We start from the raw sequence: 13,479 nt of genomic DNA on the forward strand, positions 1-13,479 counted from the left end.
TAGATTTTCTCTATTTTACAATCCCCATAGGTTTACTATACAATTGCATGGGATTTATTATGAATATACTTTTTAGGAGGAATTGACTATGAAAAGAATCAAAAAGTTACTGTCACTGCTGCTTAGCTTGACGCTTGTGTTCTCACTTGCTGCTTGTGGCAGCTCTAGCGACTCAGGCGATGCCGAAAAAGCAGATAAAAAAACTTCAGAAAGCTCTGAAGCAGTTCTAAAGATAGGTGCCATACCTGATCAATCTGCTGAAGAGCTGAATGAGAATATGGGCAAGATGGCAGAGTATCTAAGTGAAAAAACAGGACTGAAGGTTGAGTACGTGCCTTCTCAGGACTATGCAGCGCTTGTAACTGCATTTGAAAGAGGAGAGATGCACCTTGCTTGGTTTGGAGGGCTTACAGGGGTTCAGGCTATGAACGTTGTGTCTGGCGCTGAAGCCATAGCGCAGAGGCCTATGGATGCTCAGTTCCACTCTGTATTCATAGCTCAAAAAGGTCTAGATATAGCGGGACTAGAGGATCTTAAAGGTAAGAGCTTTACTTTCGGAAGCGAGAGTTCCACATCTGGTCACCTTATGCCTAGGTATTTCCTAGGAGAAGCCGGAATAAACCCTGATGCGGACTTTGACGGAGAGCCTAATTTCTCTGGATCTCACGACAAGACTTACGCTCTTGTAGAATCTGGGGCTTTTCAAGCCGGAGCTCTAAACGAGTCTGTATGGAAAAAAGCTGTTGAAGAAGGAAAGGTAGATACTTCTAAAGTGGATGTATTCTACACAACTCCAGACTACTTTGACTACAACTGGACTATAAACAGCGAAGAAGTTCTAAGCGAGCAATTTGGTGAGGGAACAAAAGAGAAAGTCGCGGATGTGCTCTTGAATATGGGAGCTGACTCGGAAAATGAGACTGCTAAAGCTGTTCTTGCATTCTTCCAGACAGACAGTTTTATAGAGACTGCAAACGAGAACTACAGTATGATAGAGAAAATAGCCAAAGAGCTTGGCATGGTAAAGTAGGTGTATTATGAGTAGAGAAGTTTTAAGAATAGAAAATATATCTAAAAACTACGGGAAGATAGAGACTCTATCTTCCCTTTCTCTCGTTGTAGAGAGAGGCGAGATGGTTGCCCTTATAGGTCCAAGCGGATCTGGAAAGTCAACTCTTCTCAACTTGATAGGTCATTTGATTGCAGCGGACAGCGGCAATATATATGTGGAAGGAAAGTCTATAGATGAGTTCAACAACAGGGCTCTCGCTAAAAAAATAGGTATGGTCAGACAAAATCTCGACCTAGTTCCTCAGCTCTCTGTAATAAACAATGTCCTAGCTGGAAAACTTTCAGACTGGAGCTTCATAAAGTCGCTTGTTTCACTCGTATTTCCGATGGAAAAAGAGCTAGCGCTTTCCGCCCTTAGGAAGGTCGGCATAGAGGACAAGTACACTCAGCAGACTTCTAAGCTTTCCGGTGGAGAGCAGCAGAGAGTGGCCCTTGCAAGGCTACTTGTGCAGAATCCCGATATAGTGCTCGCCGACGAGCCAGTGTCCTCTCTAGATCCTGCAAGGGCTGAAGATGTGCTTTCTCTGATGTCCTCTATAGCCCGCGAAGAAAACAAGACACTCGTAGCCAGTATACACTCTGTGGAGTATGCCAGAAAGTTCTTTACAAGAGTGGTTGGGCTTAGAAACGGTCGTATTGAATTCGATATGCCCACAGAGAAGCTTACAGAGAGAGAGCTTCAAATACTCTACAGTCTAGAGGTGGGATAATGAAGAAGCTATATCTTACAATCGGAATAGCATTTGCAGTAATCTTAAGCATTCTCTCTGTAGACAATTCCTCAGGGATAATGCATAGCGGTGGCGTTGTGATGCTAAAGAGCATAGCACTGTCTTTTCTATCTCCCGAAATCTCCGTAGAGATATTGAAAACAGCGTTAGATGCAACCCTGACCACTGTGGTCTACGCTTTCGCTGGGATGTCAATATCCATCGTCTTGGGACTTGTATTCGGAGTCATAAGCTCAGAGGCGATTTTTCAGAGCAAATTGAGGCCAGTATCCAAACTATTCAGAGCGATTCTGGGCTTTATGAGGGCCATACACGAACTGATATGGGCATGGTTTTTTGTGGCCTCTATAGGTCTATCCCCCCTTTCCGGAGTGTTCGCCTTGGCCATTCCATACGGCGGAACTCTAGGCAGGATATACTCGGATATGCTGGACGATGTGCCTAAAGCTCCTGTCTCAAACCTCAATTCCGGCGGAGGCTCTAGACTTCAAGTGCTGTTTTATGGGTACTTGCCTAGTGCTTCATCCAGCATGATAAGCTACACTATGTACAGGCTTGAATGCGCCATAAGGTCGTCTGCAATACTGAGCTTCGTCGGGCTTGGAGGAATCGGTTATCAGATACAGATGGCTCTCCACGACCTGAACTTCAGCAGAGCCTGGACCTATGTATTTGTGCTGGTACTTGTAGTCACAGCTCTAGACGCATGGAGCAATTCCATAAGAAAGAGGCTGATATAATGAAGAGAAAATTTAACTTTGTCAATATATCTATATTAGCGGTGCTGCTTGTATTTGCATACTCCTGGTATTATGTGGTGGAAGTAGACGGTGTCAGCTTTTCAGAGCTCTTCTCAGAGAAAAACCTTGAGCATTCAAGGAAGTTCATAGACGGACTCATGGGGATAGGCGAAGAGCTCCCTGCTTTTAGAGATCCTGAAAGCATAAAAAACGTAGCATCCCTCACCTACGAAACGCTTATGATGAGCATACTCTCTATAGCCATAGCCTCCGTAGGTATGCTTATGACAGTGGTTTACGGGGCTAGAAACATCTCGGATGGAACGCTTTTAAAGCAGAGGCATTGGTATGCCAAACCGCTTTTTTTCGCCATAAGGCTCTTGTATATAGTAACCAGAGCCGTTCCAGAGCTTATCTGGGCCATGATAGTTGTATTTATATTCAAGCCCGGGATAATTCCAGGGGCGATTGCCCTTGCCGTTCACAACTTCGGAATAGTCGGGAAGCTGTGTTCAGAGGTAATCGAAAACATAGAGAAAGGCCCAGTCAAGAGCCTTTACTCCTCTGGAGCCAGTAATTCACAGATGCTGATATACGGAGTATTCCCAATGGTGCTGCCTAAGTTTATGACCTATATAGTCTACAGGTGGGAGGTCATAATCAGGAGCACTCTAGTTGTAGGCTTTATAGGGGCCGGAGGTCTTGGAAGGCAGTTCAAGCTCAGCATGAGCTACTTTAACTACTCCGAGATAACGCTTATAATGGCAGCCTACCTTCTGCTTGTGTTTATGGCGGATATGTTGTCCAGACTTTTCAGGAATCTGTCGAGCTGATATAAACTGATGTCTAGCGACATAGACCCGACTCCTTCTTTTATGATAAGCTTGTATTAGAAGAACAGGTGCTTAAATAGAGTTATGAGATTGCATTCGGAGAAAAGCCTCTAGTTCACAGATCCATAGTGATTGGAAGTGGCCCCGCAGGGCTTTTCTGCGCTCTTTCCCTCGCTTAAAACAGCTACTGCTTGAAAGAGGCTGTGACGTGCGCCCCAGAGATTGAGTATTCCTCTAAGCCGCATATAGTCACAGCCATCTTTATAGACTTAGAATATCTAATCTATATCTCTTATTAAGTATGCTATCTTTGAAAATTAAGCAAGTTATCTATTTAGGTCTGTTTCATCCTAAAATAGGAGGCAGTCCGCAAATAGTCGTTCATACCCTTCAGAAGCCCCTAGCTCCATATACTCCATTTTGCCTGCTATCTCTTCTATCTCTTTTCTGGACTCAGCAGACATCAGAGAAATATATGCACCTGTCTTAGAGGAGTTGCCCACGTAGTATATCTTGTCTCTGACTTCTTCTGGCAAGATTCCCGTTCCTACTAAACTTTCTGCTGGAAGATGGGCTCCGAACTGGCCTGCTATCATGACTCTATCTAAGCTGCCCATATCTATGCCCGCCTTATTCAGTAAAGCATAGAACCCTGACAGTATAGCTCCTTTAGCCAGCTGAACTTGACGTACATCTGACTGGGTGACGAGTATTCTCTCTGGGCCTTCTTTCAATACAAACTCTCTTTTTGTCCCATTTAGCTGAATCATGTCGTACCGATAGTCTGATTCATCTAGTTTCTCTTTTTTGATAAAAGCCCCATTCTTCTTTACTATTCCAGTGCGAATTAGCTCTTTCACTACAGCGAGTATCCCACTTCCACAAAGACCTGCCGCTTCTTCGTTTCCTATAACTTCTGTTTCAATCCCATTTTCCCCTATCTTTACATCTTCTATGGCCCCTTCTGAGGCCCTCATCCCAAAACTTATGTTCATTCCCTCTAAAGCAGGCCCGGCAGCGCACGAGCAGGACATAAGCTTTCCGTCGTTTGAGAGAACTATTTCACCGTTAGTCCCTATATCTATAAATAAGGTATTCCCACTGGCTTTATGGAGCTCGCATACATATGCTCCTGCCACTATGTCTGCGCCTATATAAGAAGAAACAGACGGAAGACAGTAAAGCCTTGCCCTACTGTTAGCTACTATGCCTATGTCCGAAGCCCTTATATTTTTAGACTTTACGAACAGTGGAGCATACGGTGACTTTCCGATTGAAGTGGCATCGACTCCTAGAAGAAAGTGCATCATAGTGCAGTTAGCTGCAACTGCTATTTCATATATACTTTCCTGGTCTACACCCGACTCCCCACAAAGTTCTTTTACCATTTCATTTATGGCTGAGACAATTTCATATTGGAGCTTTGCTCTAGAGTCCTTTGGATTTTCCAAGGCATAAGTAATTCTAGTCAGAACGTCTAACCCAAACTTTCTTTGAGGGTTTATCATAGATGCCGTTGCAACCTCTTTACCCGTTTTCATATCCACTAGAGTGGCCACCGCTGTCGTCGTTCCAATGTCAATCGCTATACCGCAAAGCGACTCTATCGTATCTCCTTTTTCAATTCCAAGCAAATGGTCTCCGTTAAATATAGCTGTAGCTGTTCCATCTATGTCCTTTACTTCCTCTATCACCTGAAGCTCAACTTCCTCGACACCCAATGCACCTATGATTGAGTCTTCTAAAGAAATCTGATTATCAAGCGTAGGTTTATCTATTTTAAAAGCTATTTTTTTTATCGAAGGATCATATTTAAACTCAGGTACATATCCTGTCGAAAGTATCCTGTGCTTTCTCTCTTTCTGCAAAACTTCAACCTCAATATCTCCCTCAGGCGACACAAGACATGCCATCCTTATACCTTCTTTGATCTCTTCTTCTTTCAAGAGCTTCATCTCTGTCTCGGACATCTCTGGCAAGCTTTCTCCTGACAGCTTCACCTTGCATTTTCCACAGGATCCCTTTCCATTGCATGGATTATCTATAAAGATATCATTTTCCAGCAAAATTTCCAGCAGATTTTTTGAAGGGGAGTAATCTAAAGCTTTATTTTGATTTTTGATATAGATTTTAGACATAAGCTCTATATCCCCTTTTCCAGCGATCCTAGCATAGCCCTTACATTCCCTATCGGAGACTTCATTCCCAGTCCGCATGCCGGTGATATTATATCCGAACCGTCACCGACACACTTAAGCGTCAATGCTTCTATCTTGCTTGGCTCTCCAAATTCAAGTGCATATGTGCTCACATTCCCCATTATCAGCCTATCTGCTAGATTTTTCTTTGCTTCTCCTATCCCAACTATCGAGTCAAAGCTGAGAACGTCACTCCTTATCTTGTTCACTTCTCTATATACGTTTTTCATCTGTCCACAGATATGAACTATTGTACCTCTGTTTTGCTTTTTCACCTGATCAGTTATTCTGTTTATATATTCAACTGCAAACTCCTCAAACAGCTTAGGCCCAAGGATTTCCCCTGTACCGCTCGGATCCGAAATTGCAATCACGTCTGCCCCGGCTTCTATCTGCTTGTTCGCAAAGTCAATCAATCTATCGGTTACAAAGCCCATAAATTCATGAGCTTTAGCGTTGTTCTTGCGAAGATCCTTATAGAACACGACAGGCTCCATTACCGAACTAGCTGTGCTGATAGGCCCTGTTATATTGCCCACTATGGGAACTTCACTGTTTTTTTCCTTCAAAAGCCTTATGGCTTCTATAGTAGCAGACATCCTTCTAGCTTCAGACTGAAATTTCAAAATTTCGTCCCAGTCTTTTACAGACTCTATGGCGTACTCAACTACATGAGGTTCATATATATCTGTTCCCATATCCACTTTTGCTCCTAAGCTCTCTGCCTCTACCGTCATGCAAAATGGAACTCCGTAGTTTTCAAAGCATCTCTTTTCGTATACTGCCGTCGCTAAATCTGCCATCATCTGTCCATCCATATGGGCTTCTGGAAATTTCACACCTATCTCTTCCATTATGTCAAGTATAACCATGTTCATCATGCCACCTGGACATATGCACGGTGGCCTATCCGTATTCTCTTTACTTAAAACCTTTTCTAGCCTCTCTTTCGGCGATAACATCGCTTCCACCTCTTTCTATGCTATTTTCAACAGACTTTTGATCAACTTTACTGCCTCTACAGCATTGTATGAATAGCCGTCAGCCCCTATCGTATCTGCAAACTTTTTAGATATAGGCCCTCCACCTATGATCACTTTTACGTCGTCTCTTATTCCCTCTTCTTTTAACATCTCTATAACCTTTTCCATTCCGCCCATAGTAGTTGTCATAAGCGTAGACATACATACGAAAGAAGCATCCACTTCTTTTGCTTTTTTCACAAAATCGACTAGCGGAACGTCTCTTCCCAAGTCGAACATCTCGAATCCTGCCGTCTCTAGCATGATTTTCACCAGATTTTTCCCGATATCGTGTGTATCTCCCTCTACTACTCCTATTACGCCTTTGTACTTCACTTTCTCCGTCTCACTTCCCGGAAGGTGTGGCCTCAATATGTTCAGACCTTCATACATTGCATCTGAACAAAGCAGTATATCTGTTACAAAGTACTCCTCTTCTTCATACAGTTGACTTGCTCTATTCATTCCATCTACAAGTCCATCCATAATTCCATCAAAAGCTGGATATCCCGCATCTAAATATTCTCTGCTTGTTTCTATTACATCATCTTCTTCCATTTCCACTACGCCTTCTGACAGTCTCTTTAGCAGTTCTTCTTTTTTATTTGACATATTTGTCCCTCCCGTTATGTTTTAATCTTTTATATGAAATTTTCTGGATTCAGCGGCCACTTGCCATATTTTCTAGCCGAAGCCATAAACTGGTCTATATTTTCTAGCGGAACATTTCCTGAAATATCACATCCCGATGCCAGCACATATCCGCTTGGGCTGTCGTAGGCTTTCTGAATACAACTTTTCACAGCCTTGTCCACATCATTCCTGTCCCCTAGGTACATTATTTCTACAGGATCTACATTGCCAAGTATTGGAACTCTATCCCCTACAGCTTCTTTTGTATAAGATAGATCCACCTTGTTATCTATACTTAGAAGGTCGCACCCAGAGTCAACCATATCTCCTACTATTGCAGTCGTATCACCACATATATGGTAGCATACGGTACCATTTACTTCGTGTATGTCTTTCATAAGGTCTATCGTATACGGCTGTACAAATTCGAGATATTGCTTTCTATGAAGGATCGTTCCGGAAGCTATCGGATCACAGAGCAGTATTATAGCTCCTTCCTTTATAAACTCCCTGTATATCATCTTTAGTCCCTCGTTGCAAAAGTCAATCAACTTATGTAGCTTTTCAGGATTCTTTCTAGTGGCTCTTAGGAGGTTTTCCGTCTTGTAGATACTTGCAGCGGCAGTAAATGGTCCTGATATCAAAACCCCAGTCGGGACCTCTTTACCTATTTTGTCTATAAGTATCTTTGTAGCTTCTAAGTGTAACTGAAACTGCTTATCGTTTTTCAGCTCTAGCCTAGACATATCTAACTGATCAACATCATCTATATTTTCCAGCACATGCTTCATTATTGCAGGTACAGCATCTTCAGGATCGCTCATTTTGCTTCCTAAAGCCGCTCCCACCCCATGCAGTCCATACTCTGTAACAGCTAAGTCATTTCCAAACCTTTTGTAGCAGTCTATCTGAGCTTTTGCCTCGTTTAAGGCCGTGCTTCTTTTCTCCTTGTGAGTCATTCCTGAAACCAGCCCTGACATAGAGCAAACTACTGGCATAGCAAGTATCCTATCCATAGGCTGTCCCGTCATAAATGCTGTCAATCTTTCGTTTGGTGTCATAAGATCATCTCTGTGCATTCTACCATCTCCTTTTTAAGTCGTTTCGACTGAAATCCTAATATAGATTCTCCTTTTAATATCTAAAGAAGCTGTACTGTCTTTATAATTCCATTTTTCAATTCAAACCCTCTGTTTTTAATGCACATCTGCCCCGCAAACTTTGCCTTGCCAGATATGCTCATACAGGCTTTAGAGTATCTCATTGAACCGCCTAGATCTATATCTTTCCATCTGGCTTTCCCTGTCCCTATTAAGGCAAAAGAGGTCTTTGGGCATAGCGTCACTAGAGAGTCATCGTCTAGAGTAACTTCGAACTCTTTCAGCAGAGGATAAGTAAACATATCCACCGTCTGCTCTAAGAGCTTAGGTCCTAAAATATTCAGTCCCCCGACTGAATCTCCGTAGCTTATGATTTTTATTCCCGACTTTTGGGCTTCTTCTACAAACCTCAGAATCTCATTCTTAAGCTTATTAAATACCTGCTCTGCCAATTCAGGACTTTTTCTGAAAGACCTAAACACCTGCCTTGGATCAGCCAGTACGTTCAGTATAGTAAATGGTCCAGATACATAGAGTATCACCTGTTCTCCCTCTCTTCGCAAAAAGTTTCCCGCCTTAAGCACCTCTGCAATACGCCCTCTCGAATAGTCTATATCCGGTAGCTCCAAAACCTCTTCCATAGAGCTACAGAGGTAGTCTTTGGCTCTAGGCCCTATGTTCTCATCTCCTAAGTTTATAATGCCTCCCATGGCTTCTCCTTCTAGAGTGTGGCAGAATGGGAGTTCGCAAAAATCTGATTTCTCATATTTCTTCAGCTCTAAAGAAAGTCTAGCAATGCTTTCCCACTCCCTATGAGCTTCAGGAAACTTCAATCCTGTTCGCTGAGCTACTTCACTATTTACCCCTGCTGAATTGTCGTAGCTACATTTGAAGTCTACAATTTTATTCATATGCTCCCCCTTTGTTTTATTCAAACAACTTAGACATTTTTTCTCTATTTAAATCCTGTCCTATGACGACAGCTTTGCTCTCTTCACATATCCCGACGTAGCTCCAAGAGCTGCTATACTGGGAAAAGTTGAAATTCACGTATTTTCCTCTATCGGTGGTCAGAATTCCTTTAGCTCTTAAAACATGTCCATATTCTTTACTTTTTAGAGAGATCAGTAGCTCCTCTATTTCTTCTTCAGAAAAACTTTTAGTGTTCCTAGCTGAATAAGTTTCAAACGTCCTATTGGCTGGATTCGATTTTTCTGTCTCTTCTAGAGCATAGCCTTCACTTTCAGCCGAATCTATTGAGTATAGTATTTCTCCACCTTCTATCCGATACCAGTTCTCTTTGAAAATCAAGGCCTTTTCGTTATATGACTTTATCCTTGAAACTACACTTTCTACTTTCTCGTCATCTCCTTCTTCGAAGTGACTAAGCAAAATAACGTTTGCATTTTCTATTTGATCTAAAAAGAATCCTCCAAAATCTGAAATATAGTCTTCGAATCCCTTCACATCCACTATAGTTATCAGTCGTTTTAGACTTATATCAGCTTTTGAGCTTTTAGAGACTATGTCGCATATCTTGATGATATCTGAAAGACTAGCTACTCCAGATGGCTCAATCAGTATATAGTCTAGGCTGTAGCTTGATACTAGTTCTTCTAGTGTCTTTTTGAAGTCATGTACTACACTACAGCATATGCAGCCCGCGTAGATTTCCCTGACTGGAAGCTCATCTCCAAACATATCGCCGTCTATCCCTATATCTCCAAACTCGTTTTCAATCAAGGCTCCTTTGCCCTGCATCCCAGAAATAACTTTTTTCAAGAAAGTGGTCTTTCCTGCTCCTAGAAAGCCCGAAACCACGGTTATATCTATACTCAAGCTACCCCTCCTTTTAAAGTACTCCTACTAGTTAAATTGTATTTTAATGATATTTAAAGCCTTATATACATTTGCATTTCCCGCAGTATATAAGGCTTGTTTTTCGTCTATCTTTTAAAACCTATTTTATAAGTCCATTGTCCGCTAAGAACTTTCTAGCAACTTCGTCAACTGTTTTCTTTTCTATATCTACTTGAGAGTTCAGATCCATCATAGTCTTGGTGTCTATTTTAGATATAAGTTCGTCCATTACTTCTGGCAACTCTGGATACAGCTCTATTATTTCACTTCTAAATACCGGAGTTCCATAGTATACCGGGAATATGTCTTTATCGTCTTCAAGTACTACAAGATCATTGGCTTCAATCATTCCATCAGTAGTAAATCCAACAGTAAAGTCTCCTTCTCCATTTATCAGCGCGTTATAGAACATTCCCAGTTCCAACAACACCTTGTCTTTTTCAGGAACTTCAAATCCATACGCATCGTTTAATTTAGGCATTCCGTCAGCCCTCTCAAAATACTCTGGATTCGCTATGAATTTCAGCTCTTTCCCTTCATTGTAGGCTTTGGCTAAGTCTGAAATAGTCTTTATATTGTTCTTATCTGCTATATCTGACGTAGTTACAAAGCAGTAAGTGTTGTTCAGTGTTGAATGGTTGAGCCAAGAGATTTTATTCTCCTTCATATCCCATTCTTTCACCTCTTCATACACTTTTTCAGGATCTTGATCCGTAAGCTCTTTTTTCATAAACTCCATATAAGCAGTGCCTGTAAATTCCCAGTACGTATCAACTTCTCCGCTCGTAAGGGCATTTCTTATGATTCCCTGTCCTGACATCCCCGTCTCGTCTTTTACCTCGTATCCTTTTTCCTTCAGATACTCCACTGTCATTTTGCCTAAGAGAAGATTCTCTGTATAGTCCTTTGAACTTACAACTATTTCTTTCTTATCAGAGCTTTCTCCTCCATTTCCACAACCTACAGCAGATATCGCTGTAGACATAATCACAGTAGCTGCCAAAACCCTTCTGAATATTTTTCCTATTTTCATATAATTCCTCCTAAAATTAATAAGTAAATTTATTTTTAACTTTGTCTAAAGCTCTATCTAGACAAATAGCTAAAATCGCTCCAAGCGAAGCCCCTACTAATATGTATTCGCTAGTAAATACACTCAGCCCTCTTGATATCAAAACACCTAGTCCTCCTGCACCTATGAATCCAGCTAAGGTGGCTGCACTGGTAGCGTACACTGTCGATGTTTTAACTCCATTTAAGATACTAGACATAGCAAGAGGAAGCTCTACTTCTGTCAAGACCTTCCTCTTGCTCATTCCCATTCCTCTGGCCGCCTCTATAGTACTCTTGTCGACTTCTAAAAAACCAACGATTGCTCCCCTTACGATCGGCAAAAGCGACTGGGCTACTAAAGCCACTATTGCTGGCAGAAATCCTATTCCCAAAAGCGGCATAGCCAAAGCTATAAATGCAAATGAAGGTATAGATTGAAACACACTTAGAATTCTCATTATGGTCTTTAAAACTCTGCTCTCTCTATTTCTCGTAAAGCCTATGCTTATAGGTATTCCAATCACTATGCAAGTAAATATGGTGACTGTCACAAGATAAAAATGCTGTATCAGAGGTATAATTGAATCCTTTTTAAGCGTTTCTATTATCAAACTATAGTCCATATTTTCAACCTCTGCTTTCTTCTAAATACCTGTTCAAGTCTTCAAAGGATATATTTCCTATGATTTCATTCTCATCTTTGACATTAATATCATATACGTTATTCGATATCATTTTGTCTATGACTTCAGAAGCCTTTGCATAGCAGCTTACACTGTAGTCTAGTTTCTCTTTTCTGATTTTATTTTTTGAACTTAAATATTCCACAACTTCCCTGACTTTTATAAAACTATAGCTTTTAGTTGCACCGTCTATACCTATAAATTCCCTTACAAAGTCATCGGCTGGATTCAGTATTATATTTCTAGGCTTATCGATCTGCACTATATTCTTGTCGTTGAATACCGCTATTCTATCACCCATCTTTATCGCTTCGTTGATATCGTGGGTGACAAAGCATACAGTTTTTTTAATTTTCTTTTGGATCTTGAGAAACTCATCTTGGATCGACTTTCTCACTATAGGGTCTACTGCTCCAAAAGGCTCATCCATAAGCATTATAGGCGGGTCCGCCGCAAGCGCCCTAGCTACTCCGACACGCTGCATCTGTCCCCCACTCAAGTGTTTAGGGTACTTATCCCTGTATTCTCTTGGGTCTAGCCCTACCATCTCTAAAAGCTCTTCGACTCTCGAAGCTATCTTGGCTTTATCCCATCCAAAAAGCTTAGGGACAATGGCAATATTTTCAGCCACCGTCTTATGAGGCAGTAGTCCCACTTGCTGTATTACATATCCTATCTTCATCCTAAGCTTATCTTCGTCTTTGTCTTTTATATTTTCTCCGTCTATATATATTTCTCCACTAGTCGACTCTACCATTCTATTTATCATTTTAAGTGTAGTACTCTTCCCGCAACCAGAAGGACCGATAAAGATGCATATCTCTCCTTTTTCTATGCTGAGATTTAAATCTTTAATTACGTAGTCACCATTTTCATCGTATCTTTTACATATATTTTCTAACTTTATCATTTTTACACCTCAATATTCTCTAATTACTTTTTTCTCAATAAGTTCAAGTATAAAGTCAGCCAACAAAGATACCACTGAAATCAACAACGTACCTACAAGTATCATTTCTATATCCTGTCTTGCAAGTCCAGTACTTATAATTCTGCCTATGTTTTTTTCTCCTATGTAAGTTGCAATCGTGGAAATTCCTATAAGCATTACTATAGACACTCTAAATCCCGAAAAAATACTTCTCGTTGCAAGTGGAAGCTTCACTTCTATGAATATCTTCTTACTGCTCATTCCCATACCTCTTGCAGCTTCGACTACATTTTCATCTACACTGGTCAATCCAAAGTAAATACTTCTGAGGATGGGCATCATTGAGTAGAGCACCAACGCCACTAAAGCCGATTTTCTTCCTATTCCCAAAAATGGAATTGTAACCATTAGTGAAAACAGCGCTAAACTTGGAATGCAGAATATTATATTTGCAATATTGAGAACTGTTCCGGCAACCAGCGTGCTCTTGGTAATGGCTATTCCTATAGGCACCCAGACTATCGTCGAAATAATCAAGGCCAAAGCTACAAGATAGAACGTGTTCTCTGTGCACTCCACTATAAAATCCTGATTTCTTTGAAAAAACTGCACTAAATCCACAGC

At 41.2% G+C, this 13,479-nt stretch carries 15 protein-coding genes; 4 read left to right on the forward strand and 11 right to left on the reverse strand.

Features of this window, described 5'->3' with window-relative positions; all coding sequences use genetic code 11:
• The first annotated feature begins 88 nt into the window (after positions 1 to 88).
• The 4 genes from EUAN_RS03190 to EUAN_RS12755 are packed head-to-tail and all read left to right on the forward strand — an operon-like array spanning position 89 to position 3,375.
• Positions 89 to 1,030 (forward strand): putative selenate ABC transporter substrate-binding protein, encoded by a 942-nt coding sequence (locus tag EUAN_RS03190; RefSeq protein ID WP_245674433.1) that lies wholly within the window; start codon positions 89 to 91, stop codon positions 1,028 to 1,030.
• 7 nt (positions 1,031 to 1,037) lie between these two features.
• Complete coding sequence (locus tag EUAN_RS03195) at positions 1,038 to 1,781, forward strand: phosphonate ABC transporter ATP-binding protein (protein WP_071061645.1); 744 nt, start codon at positions 1,038 to 1,040, stop codon at positions 1,779 to 1,781.
• On the forward strand, positions 1,781 to 2,542 hold the full coding sequence (locus tag EUAN_RS12750; RefSeq protein WP_071061648.1) for a PhnE/PtxC family ABC transporter permease: 762 nt from the start codon (positions 1,781 to 1,783) through the stop codon (positions 2,540 to 2,542). Before EUAN_RS03195 ends, EUAN_RS12750 begins: the two co-directional genes overlap by 1 nt.
• A complete protein-coding gene (locus EUAN_RS12755) occupies positions 2,542 to 3,375 on the forward strand; it encodes a PhnE/PtxC family ABC transporter permease (protein ID WP_071061651.1) in 834 nt (277 codons plus the stop codon). Before EUAN_RS12750 ends, EUAN_RS12755 begins: the two co-directional genes overlap by 1 nt.
• 110 nt (positions 3,376 to 3,485) lie before the next feature.
• Here the strand turns inward: EUAN_RS12755 and EUAN_RS12925 are convergent, their stop codons facing one another.
• The 11 genes from EUAN_RS12925 to EUAN_RS03255 form a co-directional block, all read right to left on the reverse strand.
• A complete protein-coding gene (locus EUAN_RS12925; protein WP_281182075.1) occupies positions 3,486 to 3,620 on the reverse strand; it encodes a hypothetical protein in 135 nt (44 codons plus the stop codon).
• 105 nt (positions 3,621 to 3,725) lie between these two features.
• A complete protein-coding gene (locus EUAN_RS03210; RefSeq protein ID WP_342669839.1) occupies positions 3,726 to 5,591 on the reverse strand; it encodes an ASKHA domain-containing protein in 1,866 nt (621 codons plus the stop codon).
• Positions 5,519 to 6,535: a uroporphyrinogen decarboxylase family protein gene (locus EUAN_RS03215; RefSeq protein WP_071061657.1), complete on the reverse strand. Its 1,017-nt coding sequence runs from the start codon at positions 6,533 to 6,535 to the stop codon at positions 5,519 to 5,521. Before EUAN_RS03215 ends, EUAN_RS03210 begins: the two co-directional genes overlap by 73 nt.
• 15 nt (positions 6,536 to 6,550) lie before the next feature.
• Positions 6,551 to 7,207 (reverse strand): corrinoid protein, encoded by a 657-nt coding sequence (locus EUAN_RS03220; protein ID WP_071061659.1) that lies wholly within the window; start codon positions 7,205 to 7,207, stop codon positions 6,551 to 6,553.
• Positions 7,208 to 7,236: 29 nt separating this feature from the next.
• Complete coding sequence (locus tag EUAN_RS03225) at positions 7,237 to 8,307, reverse strand: uroporphyrinogen decarboxylase family protein (protein WP_071061662.1); 1,071 nt, start codon at positions 8,305 to 8,307, stop codon at positions 7,237 to 7,239.
• Between the two features lie 62 nt (positions 8,308 to 8,369).
• Positions 8,370 to 9,239, reverse strand: a complete 870-nt coding sequence (locus EUAN_RS03230; protein WP_071061664.1) for a uroporphyrinogen decarboxylase family protein — start codon at positions 9,237 to 9,239, stop codon at positions 8,370 to 8,372.
• 16 nt (positions 9,240 to 9,255) lie between these two features.
• Positions 9,256 to 10,167 carry a GTP-binding protein gene (locus EUAN_RS03235; RefSeq protein WP_071061666.1) on the reverse strand — a complete coding sequence of 304 codons (912 nt, stop codon included), beginning with the start codon at positions 10,165 to 10,167 and terminating at the stop codon, positions 9,256 to 9,258.
• 121 nt (positions 10,168 to 10,288) lie between these two features.
• On the reverse strand, positions 10,289 to 11,221 hold the full coding sequence (locus EUAN_RS03240; protein ID WP_071061668.1) for an ABC transporter substrate-binding protein: 933 nt from the start codon (positions 11,219 to 11,221) through the stop codon (positions 10,289 to 10,291).
• A gap of 16 nt (positions 11,222 to 11,237) precedes the next feature.
• Positions 11,238 to 11,864, reverse strand: coding sequence for an ABC transporter permease (locus EUAN_RS03245; protein ID WP_071061671.1), 627 nt, complete (start codon positions 11,862 to 11,864; stop codon positions 11,238 to 11,240).
• A gap of 4 nt (positions 11,865 to 11,868) precedes the next feature.
• Positions 11,869 to 12,834: an ABC transporter ATP-binding protein gene (locus EUAN_RS03250; RefSeq protein WP_071061674.1), complete on the reverse strand. Its 966-nt coding sequence runs from the start codon at positions 12,832 to 12,834 to the stop codon at positions 11,869 to 11,871.
• 9 nt (positions 12,835 to 12,843) lie between these two features.
• Positions 12,844 to 13,476 (reverse strand): ABC transporter permease, encoded by a 633-nt coding sequence (locus EUAN_RS03255; protein WP_071061676.1) that lies wholly within the window; start codon positions 13,474 to 13,476, stop codon positions 12,844 to 12,846.
• Positions 13,477 to 13,479 lie beyond the last annotated feature (3 nt).

It is taken from the genome of Andreesenia angusta (assembly GCF_001855385.1).
GTDB classification, from domain to species: Bacteria; Bacillota; Clostridia; order Tissierellales; family Gottschalkiaceae; genus Andreesenia; species Andreesenia angusta.